At 63.9% G+C, this 13,771-nt stretch carries 14 protein-coding genes; 11 read left to right on the plus strand and 3 right to left on the minus strand.

The window, feature by feature from the left end; genetic code table 11:
- Nucleotides 1-6: 6 nt before the first annotated feature.
- The 10 genes from ABGT73_RS02860 (at nt 7) to ABGT73_RS02905 (ending at nt 10,812) form a co-directional block, all read left to right on the plus strand.
- Nucleotides 7-945: a glycosyltransferase gene (locus ABGT73_RS02860; protein WP_346668331.1), complete on the plus strand. Its 939-nt coding sequence runs from the start codon at nt 7-9 to the stop codon at nt 943-945.
- Nucleotides 942-3,275, plus strand: coding sequence for a hypothetical protein (locus ABGT73_RS02865; protein ID WP_346668332.1), 2,334 nt, complete (start codon nt 942-944; stop codon nt 3,273-3,275). The genes ABGT73_RS02860 and ABGT73_RS02865 overlap by 4 nt, the downstream gene beginning before the upstream one ends.
- Entirely contained in the window at nt 3,268-4,374 is a 1,107-nt protein-coding gene (gene glf, locus ABGT73_RS02870; protein ID WP_346668333.1) for a UDP-galactopyranose mutase, read from the plus strand. Before ABGT73_RS02865 ends, glf begins: the two co-directional genes overlap by 8 nt.
- A gap of 175 nt (nt 4,375-4,549) precedes the next feature.
- Nucleotides 4,550-5,206: a ribulose-phosphate 3-epimerase gene (gene rpe / locus ABGT73_RS02875; protein WP_346668334.1), complete on the plus strand. Its 657-nt coding sequence runs from the start codon at nt 4,550-4,552 to the stop codon at nt 5,204-5,206.
- A gap of 26 nt (nt 5,207-5,232) precedes the next feature.
- The gene (locus ABGT73_RS02880; protein WP_346668335.1) at nt 5,233-6,252 is read left to right on the plus strand and encodes an RnfABCDGE type electron transport complex subunit D; all 1,020 of its coding nucleotides are present in this window, start codon (nt 5,233-5,235) and stop codon (nt 6,250-6,252) included.
- Nucleotides 6,227-7,516 (plus strand): Rnf-Nqr domain containing protein, encoded by a 1,290-nt coding sequence (locus ABGT73_RS02885; protein WP_346668336.1) that lies wholly within the window; start codon nt 6,227-6,229, stop codon nt 7,514-7,516. The genes ABGT73_RS02880 and ABGT73_RS02885 overlap by 26 nt, the downstream gene beginning before the upstream one ends.
- Nucleotides 7,497-8,150, plus strand: a complete 654-nt coding sequence (locus tag ABGT73_RS02890; protein ID WP_346668337.1) for an Rnf-Nqr domain containing protein — start codon at nt 7,497-7,499, stop codon at nt 8,148-8,150. Before ABGT73_RS02885 ends, ABGT73_RS02890 begins: the two co-directional genes overlap by 20 nt.
- 20 nt (nt 8,151-8,170) lie before the next feature.
- The gene (locus ABGT73_RS02895; RefSeq protein ID WP_346668338.1) at nt 8,171-9,457 is read left to right on the plus strand and encodes a DUF1015 domain-containing protein; all 1,287 of its coding nucleotides are present in this window, start codon (nt 8,171-8,173) and stop codon (nt 9,455-9,457) included.
- An 18-nt stretch (nt 9,458-9,475) separates the two neighbouring features.
- Nucleotides 9,476-10,000: a hypothetical protein gene (locus ABGT73_RS02900; protein WP_346668339.1), complete on the plus strand. Its 525-nt coding sequence runs from the start codon at nt 9,476-9,478 to the stop codon at nt 9,998-10,000.
- Nucleotides 9,997-10,812: a putative RNA methyltransferase gene (locus ABGT73_RS02905; RefSeq protein ID WP_346668340.1), complete on the plus strand. Its 816-nt coding sequence runs from the start codon at nt 9,997-9,999 to the stop codon at nt 10,810-10,812. The genes ABGT73_RS02900 and ABGT73_RS02905 overlap by 4 nt, the downstream gene beginning before the upstream one ends.
- Nucleotides 10,813-10,864: 52 nt before the next feature.
- Here the strand turns inward: ABGT73_RS02905 and ABGT73_RS02910 are convergent, their stop codons facing one another.
- A complete protein-coding gene (locus ABGT73_RS02910) occupies nt 10,865-11,176 on the minus strand; it encodes a hypothetical protein (protein ID WP_346668341.1) in 312 nt (103 codons plus the stop codon).
- 79 nt (nt 11,177-11,255) lie between these two features.
- On the opposite strand from ABGT73_RS02910, the gene ABGT73_RS02915 reads away from it, so the two are divergent.
- Nucleotides 11,256-12,131 carry a hypothetical protein gene (locus ABGT73_RS02915; RefSeq protein ID WP_346668342.1) on the plus strand — a complete coding sequence of 292 codons (876 nt, stop codon included), beginning with the start codon at nt 11,256-11,258 and terminating at the stop codon, nt 12,129-12,131.
- A 43-nt stretch (nt 12,132-12,174) separates the two neighbouring features.
- Here ABGT73_RS02915 and ABGT73_RS02920 read toward each other — a convergent pair whose 3' ends face one another.
- Together ABGT73_RS02920 and ABGT73_RS02925 are read right to left on the minus strand one after the other, a co-directional pair.
- Nucleotides 12,175-12,915 (minus strand): amino acid ABC transporter ATP-binding protein, encoded by a 741-nt coding sequence (locus ABGT73_RS02920; RefSeq protein ID WP_346668343.1) that lies wholly within the window; start codon nt 12,913-12,915, stop codon nt 12,175-12,177.
- Entirely contained in the window at nt 12,908-13,732 is an 825-nt protein-coding gene (locus ABGT73_RS02925) for an amino acid ABC transporter permease (RefSeq protein ID WP_346668344.1), read from the minus strand. The genes ABGT73_RS02920 and ABGT73_RS02925 overlap by 8 nt, the downstream gene beginning before the upstream one ends.
- Nucleotides 13,733-13,771: the final 39 nt, after the last annotated feature.

Raw genomic sequence — 13,771 nt, forward strand, 5'->3', positions numbered from 1 at the left:
GCGGTGATGGACAAAATTGCGGTTTTGATTCCCTGCTACAACGAGGCCAAAACGGTGGAAAAGGTGGTCACGGATTTCCGTCGGGTGCTGCCCGAGGCCACCATCTATGTATACGACAATAACTCCACCGACGGCACCGCGGAACTGGCGGCCGCTGCCGGTGCGGTGGTGCGGCATGAATACCAGCAGGGCAAGGGCAACGTCATGCGCCGGATGTTCCGGGAGATCGATGCCGAAGCCTACGTGCTGGTGGACGGGGACGACACCTATCCCGCCGAGGCCGCGCCCGAGATGGTGCGCGCCGTCACCCAGCGCCAGGCAGACATGGTGGTGGGGGACCGTCTTTCCAGCACCTACTACACCCAGAACAAGCGCCCCTTCCACAACTTCGGCAACGATCTGGTGCGTTTCTGCACCAACCACCTGTTCGGCGGCAAGATCAAGGACATCATGACGGGCTACCGGGCGTTCAGCTACCAGTTTGTCAAAACCTACCCGGTACTCTCCCGGGGCTTTGAGATCGAGACCGAGATGACCATCCATGCCCTCCAGCGCAACATGCAGGTGGACAACGTGGTCATCGAATACCGCGACCGCCCCGAGGGTTCCGAGAGCAAACTCAACACCTACTCGGACGGCTTCAAGGTGTTGGGCACCATCCTGCGCCTCTTCAAGAACTACCGTCCCTTCACCTTCTTCGGCGTGTTGGCGGCGGTGCTGGCGGTGTTCGGCATCGGGTTCATGATCCCGGTGCTCAACGAGTATTTCCACACCGGTCTCGTGCCCCGCTTCCCGACCCTCATCGTCTGCTGCTTCGTATTGGTGGCAGCCCTGCTTCTCTTTGTATCGGGCGTGATCCTCTCCAGCCAGCTGGCCAAGGACGCCCGGGACTTTGAATTCCAGCTTCAGACCGTGCAGCACTGGAAGCGCACGGCCGGGGAATGAACGCCACGGCCCGCACCCGGGCCTTCCTGAAGATCCATCCGCTGTTCGGGGCGGTCTTCCTGGTGGAACTGCTGTTCCTGGCCGCTTTGGTGGCGGGGGCCTTCCGACCACTGGTGGAAGTCTCGGTGCCGCTGGACGGCATGACCCGGCAGGAGGACGGCAGCAGTGTGTCCCAGCCGGTGACGCTGCCTTCCGGCGGATACCGGGTCACGGTCAGTTATGAAGCGACCTATCCACATGACCCCAACCGCGCCGACGACGGGACGGTAGCCACCTTGTCCTTCGCCTCGGCCCAAAACCCGGCGGCATTGCAAAGCGATGCCATCACCCTCACCGGCAACCGCTCCACCGTGACGGCCCGGCTGTGGGTCGGCACGGCCGCCACGGTGGAGGATCTGACGCTGACGGTGACCGAGACCCCGGCGGAGGGGCAGCAGTTTTCCCTGCAGAGCGTGACGCTGACCGAACAGCCCATCTGGCGGGCAACCTCGCTGGTGGGCTGGCTGCTGCTGTTTGCGGTGGCCGACTGGCTGCTGAGCCTGCTCTTTTTAGGGGACAGCCCCCGGGCGCCCCGCTGCGGCTGGGGTGTGGTGTTGCTGGTGGCGGGCGGCATAGTGCTGGCCAGCCTGCCCTATTGCGCCGATTTCCTGTACACCGGCCACGATCTGCGGTTCCACTGTTACCGTATCTGGGCGGTGGCCCAGGCGCTGGCCGACGGACAGTTCCCGGTGCGCCTTTTCACCGACGGCTTCAACGGTTACGGTGCGGCCACACCGCTGTATTACTGTGACCTGTTTTTGTATATCCCCGCCCTTTTGTACAACGCGTTTTTGCCCCTGCAGACCTGCTACCAGCTGTATGTGGTGCTGGTCAACGCCGCCACCATGCTGGCGGCCTACTACAGCTTTTCGCGCATCGGCGGGCATCGGCTATACGGCGCTGTGGCGGCCTTCGCCTACACGCTGTGCGCCTACCGGCTCACCAACCTGATGCTGCGCGGCTCGGTGGGGGAGTACACCGCCATGGTCTTTCTGCCGCTGGTGGCGCTGGGGGCCTGGGCCATTGCCCGGCAGGACCGCCCCGCTCCCCGGGACTGGCTGCCGCTGGCCTTAGGGATGGCGGGCATCGTCCAGAGCCATCTGCTCACCACCGAGCTGGCCGCCCTCTTTCTGGCGCTGTTCTGGCTGTGCAACCTGCCGGTAATGGTGCGCCCTGCCCGTCTGCTGGCCGCCTGCAAGGCGGTGGTGGTGGCTGTGGGGCTAAGCTGCTGGTTCCTGCTGCCCTGCCTGCAGACGCTCAAGAGCCAGAAGGTCATGATCAGCGATGTACATCCGTCGCCGCTGCAGTCCACCGGCACCTATCTGATCCAGCTGCTGGGATTTTTCGGCACAGCGGGGGGCAGTTCGGGGCCGGGTACCACCGGCGATATGCCGCTGACCATCGGTCTGGCGGGCTGTGTGGTGCTGGTGCTGGCGCTGTGGTGCTGTGTGCGGCGCGGGGCGTGGCAGCACACCCTGGAAAGCCGCAACCGCTGGCTGGGGTTGCGGGGCAGCCTGGCGCTCTGCCTGCTGGCTCTGTGGCTGTCCACCACGTCCTTCCCCTGGGACTGGCTGGCCAACAAACTGCCCCAGACCCTGGTGGATATATTGCTCAAGCCCCAGTTCAGCTGGCGCTATCTGGCGGTGGCGGTGGTGCTGCTGGGGGTCATCACGGTGACGGCCCTGCAGCTGGCGGAATCCGCCGCGCCGCGTCTGGCCCAAGGGATGGCGATTGCCGTTGTGGCGGCCACGCTGCTCTATGTAGGTGTCTTCTACAGTGAATATGCCTACCGGCAGGACACCATAACGCTGATCAGCACCGAGACCGTCACGGATTTCCCCTACGAAACCATGGGGTACGATTACCTGCCGGCCGGCGCGGATTTTGCCACCTTTGCAAGTTCGGAAGCCTCGGCGGAAAATCCCGGGGTGACGGTCTCCTGGCAGGAGAACGGCGTGCTGGAATGCGAGAACCCGTCGGCACAGGAGGCTGCTGTTGACCTGCCGCTGCTGGCCTACCAGCATTACACCGCTGTGGATACCGCCACCGGGCAGACGCTGCCCCTGACGGAGAACGAATCCCATTGCCTGCAGGTTACGGTGCCGGCCGGCTACCGGGGGACCGTGCAGGTACGCTATACGCCGCCGCTGCTCTGGCACGGGGCGGAAGCGGTCACCCTGGTAACGATTCTGGGGCTGCTGGGCTGGGCCGTGTATACGACCCGCCGCAGGCAGAGGCCCCTGCACCATACAACAGTACGGAAAGTTGAGGAGGAAACGGTTCATGTATGATTATCTGATTGTGGGCACCGGTCTTTTCGGCGCGGTATTTGCCCACGAGGCGACGGCGGCCGGCAAGCGCTGCCTGGTCATCGACAAGCGGGACCACATCGCCGGCAACATCTACACCGAGGACATCGAGGGCATCGCCGTGCACCGTTATGGCGCTCATATCTTCCACACCAACAACAAGGAGGTGTGGGACTACGTCAACCGGTTTGCCACCTTCAACCGCTACACCAATTCCCCGGTGGCCAACTACAAGGGCGAGCTGTACAACATGCCCTTCAACATGAACACCTTCAACAAGATGTGGGGCGTCATCACGCCGGCCCAGGCCCAGGCCAAGATCGAGGAGCAGCGGGCCGCCCACTACACCGAGCATCCCCGCAACCTGGAGGAGCAGGCCATCAACCTGGTGGGCATGGACATCTACGAAAAGCTCATCAAGGGCTATACCGAAAAGCAGTGGGGCCGTCCCTGCACGGCGCTGCCGGCCTTCATCATCAAGCGGCTGCCGGTGCGTTTCACCTTTGACAACAACTATTTCAACGCCCTGTACCAGGGCATTCCCGTGGAAGGGTACACGGCGCTGGTGGCTAACCTTCTGCAGGGCATCGAGGTGCGGCTGAACACCGATTACCTCAAGGACCGCGCCGCCCTGGATGCACTGGCTTCCAAGGTGGTCTATACCGGCCCCATCGACGCCTACTTCGATTACAAGCTGGGGGCTCTTCAGTACCGCAGCGTCCGGTTTGAGACCGAAACGCTGGACATGCCCAACTACCAGGGCAACGCGGTCATCAACTACACTGATGCCGAGACCCCCTACACCCGCATCATTGAGCACAAGCATTTTGTCTTCGGCTCCACCGAGCCGGGCACCAAGACGGTGATCAGCCGGGAGTATTCCGCCGAGTGGAAACCGGGCGACGAGCCCTACTACCCGGTGAACGACGAGGCCAACGGCGCACTGTATGCCAGGTACAAGGAGCTGGCCGATGCCCAGCCCAACGTGCTGTTCGGCGGCCGTCTGGGCGAGTACAAGTACTACGACATGGACCGCGTCATCGAGGTGGCGCTGGACCGGGTACGGGCCGAACTGGGCTGATGTAAAAAATACCGCAGAGCCGCCGCAGCGCGGACCTGCGGTATTTTTGCTGACCGGCGCCGGGGCTGCTGCCTTGCTTTTTGGGTGATAATCGGCTATAATATTCTAGTATATCTCTGTGCGGAAATACGGCACGGAGGAGTGTGGGAAAGATAGAGAAAGGGAGCAACTTCCTATGACCAAAATTGCCGCTTCGATCCTGTCGGCGGACTTTGCCAACCTCCAGGAGGATTGTACGCGCCTTCTGCAGGAGGGCGTGGATCTTCTGCATATTGATGTGATGGACGGCCACTTTGTGCCCAACATCAGCTACGGCGCACCGGTCCTGCAGAGCCTGCACCAGGCGCTGCCCGATGCCTATTACGACGTGCACCTGATGATCAGCGACCCGGCGCGGTACGCGGCGGATTTTGCCAAGGCAGGCGCCGACCTGATCACCTTCCACCTGGAGGCGGTGCCCGACACGGCGGAGGAAGTCATTGCCGCCATCCGGGCCACCGGCTGCCAGGTGGGCATCAGCATCCGGCCGGGAACCCCGGTGGAAGCTGCTTTCCCGTATCTGGGCGTGGCGGATCTGATTCTGGTCATGAGCGTGGAGCCCGGCTTCGGCGGGCAGAAGTTCCTGCCCGGCACGCCCCGGCGGCTGGCGGTGCTGGATGCCGAGCGCAAGCGCCGGGGCTGTTCCACCGTGCTGGAAGTGGACGGCGGCATCAACGCCGAGACCGGCCCTGCCTGTGTGCAGGCCGGCGCCGACTGGCTGGTGGTCGGCAATTCGCTGTTCCGCGCGGAGGATCCGGCCGCGGTGGTACGTCTGCTCCACGGGCAGGCCTGAACGAACCAAAGGAGATACCAAATCCCATGGCGAATCGTATGAAAATCGAACGCAGCGAGAATTACGATTATTATCGTGATCTGCTGTGGTGTTCCGTTCCGTTGATCGGAATGGCCTGGTACTATTATGGCCCCCGTCCGGTGCTGCTGCTGCTGACGGGACTGCTGACGGCCTATCTGTGCGACTGTGCCCTGGCACCGCTGCACGGGGCAGGGTACCATTCCCATGAGCCGTCCAGCGAATGCTTTGCGGCCCTGATCGTGCTGATGATGCCGGCAACGGTACCCTACGCGGTGGTCGTTGCGGCCGTCATTGCGGCAGTTCTGGTCAAGGAGGCCTTCGGCGGCGAGGGACACTATCCCTTCCACCCGGCGGCGGTTGGCATGGCGGTGGCCGGCATTTCCTGGCCGGATGCCGTCTATCAGTATCCCGCCCCCGGCGTCTGGCTGCCGGTGTGGGGCGTTTCCGATGCCGACCTGGTGGAGGGCATGAACGCTACCCTGCGGGACGGCGGTCTGCCCAGCGCCAGCACCATGAATCTGCTCACCGGCAATGTCTCGGGCGGCCTGGGCACCACGGCAGCCCTTGTGGTCATTGCCTGCGGCCTCTTTTTGCTGGTGCGCAGACGCATCCGTCTGTCGGTGCTCATCCCGTTCCTCATCTTCTGCATCGGCCTGCCCTGGCTGCTGCCCCAGCTCAACGAGCTGCCGGTGGTCAGCTGGCCGTGGGAATATGTGCGCCAGCGTATCTATCTGGAAAAATATATCATTCTCTCGGGAACGATGCTGTTCGGTGGTCTGTTCCTGATCTGTGAGCCGGTGACCATGCCTAACCGCACCAGCAGCCGTATTGTGTATGGTGCAGCGCTGGGCATTGCCACCTATGCCTTCCGGGTGTTCAGCCCCTACGAGAGCGCCGCCTGCCTGGCGTTGCTCATTGTGGGCGCCATTCCGGAATGGCTGGATCTGATCAGCCACCGCACCGAGCGTATCCGCTTTATGAGGAAGGAGGAGCAGCGCCTTGCCCAGTTTACAAAACCGGAATAACCGCCGCAAGGGGGAAGAACATTCCGAAACGCTGATCATCCCCCATATTACCAAGGAAATGCTGGAAAAGGCCCGGTCGATGGCGGCGCAGGGGGCATCCCGTGCCGAGATCGAGCAGGCCATTGCCGAGATGCAGGGGACCATCGCCCCGAAGCCCGAGGAGTCCCAGCCGCAGCCCGAACCGGACGCGCGCCGCATCATTCCCACCAGCCGCAAGCGCCATACCGACGAGGAGCGCAAGGCGATGCTGGAGCAGATGCGGCAGGAGCAGGCCCAGCGGGAGGCGGAGCGCCGGGAGGAGGCATCCCACCGCACCCAGCGCCCGGCCTGGCATTTCCCCACGTCCCGGCCTGCACCGGAAAAGCAGCCTGCAGCCCGGCCTGCCGAAACAGCGGAATCCCGCACCGAGGCGACGATCCGCATCCCGGCGGTAAAGCCGGCACCGCAGCCTGCCCGTCCCGCGGAACCGGCACTGAAAGTGCCGGAACCGGCCCCGGCACCCCAGCAACAGCAGCCGCCGCAGCAGCAACAGCAGCCGGTTCAGAAAGAACCGGCCCCCCGCAGGGAAGCGCCGCCGGCCGCCCCGAAGCGCCAGGCCGGACTGCTGCGCAGTCGCGCCGAGGCGGAGGCGGAACTGAATGAAAAGATCCGCAGCGACCATATCTGGCTGTCCAACCCCGTGATGGTCCGCGGCCTTGGCCTGGCACCGGTCATCGGTGCTGCGCTGGACGGGGAGCGGGCACTGATCCTCTGTGTGGCCAGCCTGCTGCTCATCACCTTTACCCGGGTGCTGGCGGTGGCGGTGTGCCATCTCAGCGGCAACCGGTTCCGCCCCGTCATCTACAGCTACGCGGCGGCCCTGCTCTATATCCCTGTGTACATTCTGCTGTATGAATTCTTCGGCAACAGCCTGACGGCCCTGGGTATCTATCTGCCTATCCTCGTTGTGGAACCGGCCATTGTCAAGCGCATGGAATTCAGTGAACTGGAACCGCTGGGCGACGCTTTGCGCCACGGCTTCAACAACGGCATCGGCATGTGCATAGCCCTGCTGATTGTGGGCTGCCTGCGGGAGTTCCTGGCCAGCGGTACGGTGTTCGGTCATGAGGTGATCCAGACGGCGCCGCTGCCGCTGGCGGCACAGCCTGCCGGCGGTTTCGTCCTGGTGGGCGTCATCGCGGCGGTCTGGTGCGCGGTGGCCAATGCCTACACCGATTATAAACGGGAGGAGGTGCATCGCCTGTATGCCGGCCGTAAACATTGAATTTGTGCCGCTGCTGCGCGGTGTGCTGGACTTCATCACCTATATGGGCCTTGCCATCTTTGCGGAAAACGTCATTCTGGCCCGGGCCCTGGGTGTCACCCGTCTGCTGAAGCTGGTCCCCGACCACAAAGCCCAGGTCTGGGACTTCAGTCTGCCCCTGATTCTCGTCATGACCTTTTCCGCCCCCATGGGCTGGGCGGCCCACAATCTGCTGTTTCCTTGGCTGCGTAACTACCTGCCGGAATGGCTGCCCGTGGCGGCCCTGCGCCCGCTGATTTACCTGAGCTGTGCGTCGGCGGCCATGATCCTGACCTGGATTTTGCTGTTTGTGCTGCCCCGCCGTCAGCGGCAGGCCTGCCACGCCCAGCTGACCCTGGGCGGCTGCAGTACCGGCGTGCTGGGTGTTCTGCTGATCTGTGCCAACCAGAACTATACCATGATGCAGAGCATTGCCTTCGGATTGGGCAGTGCGCTGGGCTATGTGTTCATCATCTTTATCGTGCGGGAAGGCCGGCGCCGCCTGCGCAGTAAGGATGTACCGGCGATCTTCCAGGGACTTCCCAGTTCCCTGATTTATATCGGCATTCTCTCCCTGGCCATCTACGGTCTGGTGGGACATGCCGTTGTGCTCTGATTTGGAGGAGGCTTTTTTGTATGGCACTTCCGTGCTTTGTTGCTGCAGATATTCTGCTTCCGGCTGAGGGCACCCCGCTGGACCCCTGGGCCTGCATTGCGGTGGATCAGTTTACTTCCCAGCCGGAATACTGGCAGCGCGCCGAGGAACTGGCCAAGGACCATCCCAGTACGCTGCACATCGTGCTGCCCGAGGCCTACCTTGGCACGCCCCAGGAGGAACAGCGGCTGCACGATATCCGTGATACCATGGAGCAGTACCGCATCCGGGTGCTGACGCGCCAGGTGCACGGGTATGTGTATGTGGAGCGGACCCAGATGGATGGCAGCATCCGCCAGGGTCTGGTGGGTGCTGTGGACCTGGAGGCGTACGACTACGCGCCGGGCAGCCACACGGCCATCCGGCCCAGCGAGAGCACCGTGGTAGAGCGGATTCCGCCGCGCCTGAAAGTGCGCCGCGGCGCGCTGCTGGAAACGCCTCACGTGATGATGCTGGCCGACGATGCGGGCAAGACGCTCATCGAGCCCATCGGTGCCTGCAAGGAGGAACTGCCGCTGCTCTATGACGGCGAACTGATGCTGGGCGGCGGACACCTGCGGGGCTGGGCGGTGGAGGACCCCGCCCGTATTGCCCAGATCGATGCCGCCCTGGCGGCGCTGGCTGACCCGGAGGCGTTTGCCCGGCGGTGGCCGGCAGCCGCGGGCCAGACCCCCATGGTGCTGGCCGTTGGCGACGGCAACCACAGCCTGGCCACGGCGAAAGCCTACTGGGAGGAGCTGAAACCCACCCTCACCGAAGAACAGCGCAAGACCCATCCGGCGCGTTGGTGCCTGGCGGAGGTCTGCAATGTGCACAGCCCGGCCATCGAGATTGAACCCATCCACCGGGTGGTGTTCGGCGTCACGGCCAAGGAGCTGTACCAGGACCTGGACCGCTGGGACAATGCCCAGGGCAAGCGCACCGAGCCGTCGACCCAGCGGTTCCGTCTGGCGGACCGCCAGGGCGAGATCGCCGTGGCGCTGCAGAATCCGTCGGCGCCGCTGACAGTGGGCAGCATCGAGGCCTTCCTGGAGGATTGGCTGCCCAAGCATCCCGATGCCAGCGTGGACTACATCCACGGTGCCTCCACGGCGATGGCGCTGGCCTCCCGGCCCGATCGTCCGGCCACAGCCATTCTGCTGCCCGACTTCAACAAGGCGGACCTCTTCCGGGGTGTTGTGCTGGGCGGCGTACTGCCGCGCAAGACCTTCAGCATGGGTCATGCGGAGGAAAAACGTTATTACAATGAATGCCGAGTGATCGGTTAAAAGAAAATCAGGTGAAGTATGGAAAAAACCGCACAAAATCCGTCCGGCGCACCGCGCCGCCGTCGTCGCCGCCGCGGTTCCGGCGCGGGTGCTTCCCAGAATGCCCAGAGCCAGGCCGCCCGGGAAAACGGGAAGCAGGCCCAGCCGGCTGCCAAGGAGAAACCTGCCCGGCAGCAGCCGCCGCGCAAGGAGAATAAAGAACAGAACGCCCCGGCACCTTCCGCCCGCGGCCGCCATCGGGGCGGTGCCCAGGGGGAGGCGGCTTCCCAGGCGCCTTCGTCCGGCCGTCGCGGCCGGGGCGGCAACGGGGGACAGCAGCAGGCACCGGCCAAGGAGCAGAACCACGGCCAGAAGCCCTCTTCCCGCGCTTCCCGCAGCCAGCGCCGGGCGGCCGACGAGGACCCCGGGCTGGAGCTCATCGCGCGCCGTCCGCCCAAACAGAAGTTTGCCAACTTTGAGGAATACCTGGCGGCCCACGGCGGTATGACGGTGCCGCTGCCCGAGGAAGAAACGGCCCCGGTGAATGACGGAGCCGCCCAATGACCCCGGCCCTGGCGGCGGCCCTGCGCTGTCCGGTGTGCGGTGGTCCGCTGCTGCTAGTGGGGCGCACCCTGCGGTGCCCCAAGGCCCACAGCTTTGACCTGGCCAAGGAGGGCTATGCTAATCTGCTGGCCATCCAGAAAAAGCATGCAGCCGATCCGGGGGACGGCAAGGAGATGGTCCGCGCCCGGCGTGCCTTCCTGGAGGCGGGACACTACGAACCGCTGATGCAGGCGCTGGCTGCACTGTGCGCCGGCCTGCCCCACGGGCATATTGTGGATGCGGGCTGCGGGGAAGGCAGCTATGACCGCTATCTGCAGGACGCCCTGCCCGATGCCCGGATCGTCGGCTTTGACCTTTCCAAGGAAGCGGTGCGGCTGGCGGCCAGAAAGGTGCCGGAGGCCGCCTTCTGCGTGGGCGGCAGCTTCAGTGCCCCGGTGCGGGACGGCTGGGCGGATCTTCTGCTGAACATCTTTTCTCCCTTTGCGGGGGCGGAGTTCCACCGCATGCTGCGCCCGGGCGGGTATCTGGTCTACGCGGTGCCCACGGCCCGGCATCTCTACGGCCTCAAACAGGTGCTCTACAAAACACCCTATGAAAATGAGGTAAAACAGACCGCCTACGAGGGTTTTGCCTTCGTGGAGGAGCGGGAGGCCACGGCCACGCTGACCCTGGAAGGGGAGAGTGTGCAGCAGCTGTTTGCCATGACGCCCTACTACTGGAATACCCCCGCCGACGGTGCGGCCCGGCTGGCGGTCTGCCATACCCTGACCACCGAGATCGGGTTCCGGTATCTTCTTTACCGCAAAATCTGAACAGAATACAAGCGACCCGCTGTCTTACAGGCAGCGGGTCGCTTCGTGCTTTTTACAGGTCGTCGGCGTCCTGGGTGGGGGTCTCGTACTTGTCATCACGGGGCACGCCGGTCCAGCTGCCCAGCGGGTCCTGCCGGCTGGCGCTGTCCTCCCCGGTCAGTGTCTCGGGGGCCAGAGGCAGCACCTGCTGGTCCGAATCCGGCGTGTAGTGGTGGGCCGACTGGGTGTCCACCGTGCGCCGGGCCTCCGGGAATGTGTCCGCGGGATCGCTGCGGTAGGCCGCGTCGGTCACCTCTCCCAGGTCGGTCCAGAAGGTGTCGCGCTCATCCTCGGCGCCGCGGGGGCCAAACGGTTCATGAAACATAACTCAAACCTCCTTTGGTATACAGGTGGGCTCCACGGCCCACACTATACCTAGATTCTGACACAGAGAGGTGTTGTTTATGCGTTCACGGCCCGGTGTTTTTTGGTACAGCCTGGGGCTGACGCTTTTGCTGCTTCTGCCGCTCATCGGCCTGACGGCCTTTCTGGTGCACCAGCGCCAGGAGCAGAATGTGCTGCGGCAGGCTGCGGCCGAACGGGGCGGCCTGCCGGTGGAACAGGGCGCCCAGGACAGCTGGCGGATGCTGCTGGTGGTGCAGCAGGAGGAACCCGCCTTTGTGGTGGCCCGGGTGGATGGTCCGGCCCAGACGGTGACACTCTGCGCGCTGCCCGGCAATCTCCAGGTGGCGGCCCCGGCGGGCACCACCACGCTGGCCGACTGTGCGCTGTCAGCGGGGGCAGGGCGGGCCGCCCAGCTGCTGAGCCAGACCATTGCCACTGGGGAGACGGCGGTGGGGGAGCTGTACTATCTGGCGGCCACACCGGCATGCTGGCAGGACTGCGTGGGGTCAACGGCTACGGCCCGTCTGGACACTGCGGCGCTGCTCTCCAAAGAGCAGCGGACGGAGATCGGCTACGGGGAGGATTCGGTGGCGGAATTCAGTGCGGCGGATGCACCGGAACTGATTGCCACCTTGCAGGGCGCCCTGGATACGGCGGGCAGACAGGCCGATGTGCGGGCCGCTGTGTGGGAGGCCTTTGTGCGGCAGAATCCCGATCTGCTGGCCGCCATGCCGGAAGCCTGGCGGCAGTACAGTGCCCGCACCCTCACCGACCTCATGGCCACCGAGCTGGGCGGCCTGGAAAAGACGCTGGACTATCTGACCGCCCAGCCGGGGCTGACCGTACAGTACACCACAGCGGAAACCCGGCGTGCAGGGCGGGAGACTGCCCTCACCGAGGCGGGAATGAAGACTGTGCGGGAACTGCTGCAATAAACAAAAGAGCCGCCTGGCAATGCAGGCGGCTCTTTTCACTTTTTTACTCCTGGCGGAACCGGGAAAGGAATTCCACGGTGCGGGGGTTCTGGGGATGCTCGAAGATATCGGCGGGGGTGCCCTCCTCGGCGATGACGCCGTCGGCCATGTAGACCACATGGCTGGACACATCCCGGGCAAAGGCCATCTCGTGGGTGACGACGATCATCGTCAGACCGTCCTTGGCCAGCTGGCGCATGACGGCCAGCACCTCGCCCACCATCTGGGGGTCCAGGGCGGAAGTGGGCTCGTCGAAGAGCAGCACCTCGGGCTGCATGGAGAGGGCGCGGGCAATGGCTACACGCTGCTTCTGGCCGCCGGAAAGCTGCCGCGGTTTGGCGTGGATGTAGGGGGCCATGCCCACCTTTTCCAGGTTTTCCAGCGCTGTGCGGCGGGCGGTTTCCTTGTCCTGGTGGAGCACATACCGCAGGCCGGCGGTGCAGTTGTCCAGCACCGACATGTTGTTGAAGAGGTTGAAGCTCTGGAACACCATGCCCACCTTGGCACGGTAGGCGCAGGGGTCAAAGCCCTTGGCGGTGATCTCCTGCCCGTGGAAGAGCACATTGCCGCTGGTGGGAGTCTCCAGCAGGTTGATGCAGCGCAGCAGGGTGGACTTGCCGCTGCCCGAAGCGCCGATCACACAGGTGACATCGCCGGCATTGACGGTGAAATCCACATCCCGCAGCACCACGTGGGTGCCGAAGCTCTTGGAGAGGTGGCGAACTTGAATGATGGACTCAGACATGGGAAGCCTCTCCTTTCATATCCAGATTCTGCGGCTCGTGGGCCGGGTCGGGGGCATTGTACATGCCGCTGGTGTAGGCCAGGGTGTCGGTGGTGTTCAGGTCGTAGTTCTGGGGGCCGTCCAGCGCCTTCTCCCACAGACGGAGCAGATAGCTGGCCAGCAGCGTCATGGTCAGGTAGATGATCATGACGATGGTGGCGCTCTCAAAGTAGGTGTACAGGGCACCCACCACGCTCTTGTGGACGAAGAACAGGTCGGTGATGGAGATGACCGACAGCACCGAGGTATCCTTGATGTTGATGATGAAGTTGTTGCCGATCTGGGGAATGATGTTGCGCAGCGCCTGGGGCAGGATCACATGGAGCATGGTCTGCCAGTGGGTCATGCCGATGGACATGGCGCCCTCGGTCTGGCCGGGATCGATGGAGACGATGCCGCCGCGGACCGTCTCGGCCATGTAGGCGCCGGTGTTGATGGAGACGATGAGGAAACCGGCGGGCCACATGCCCAGCTTGATGTCAAACAGCTGCATCAGGCCGTAGTAGATGAAGACGGCCTGCACGATCATGGGGGTGCCGCGGAACAGTTCCACATAGCAGCGCAGCACACCGTGGAGCAGGTGCAAAAGACCACGCTTCCAGACGGGGTCGCGCTGTTTGTCGATAGGGATGGTCTGCAGTGCACCGATGGCAAAGCCGATCAGGCATCCGAAGAAGGTGCCCACCAGCGCCAGCAGCAGGGTAGTGCCTGCGCCGCGCAGGTAGGAAAAACCGTATTTCTGCAGTACGGTGGCGCAGTTTACGAAAAAGTCTTGCATGGGGATAACTCCTTTTTGATTTCCTTGCCAGGGGGCCTG

Source organism: uncultured Subdoligranulum sp., from assembly GCF_963931595.1.
Taxonomy (GTDB): Bacteria; Bacillota; Clostridia; order Oscillospirales; family Ruminococcaceae; genus Gemmiger.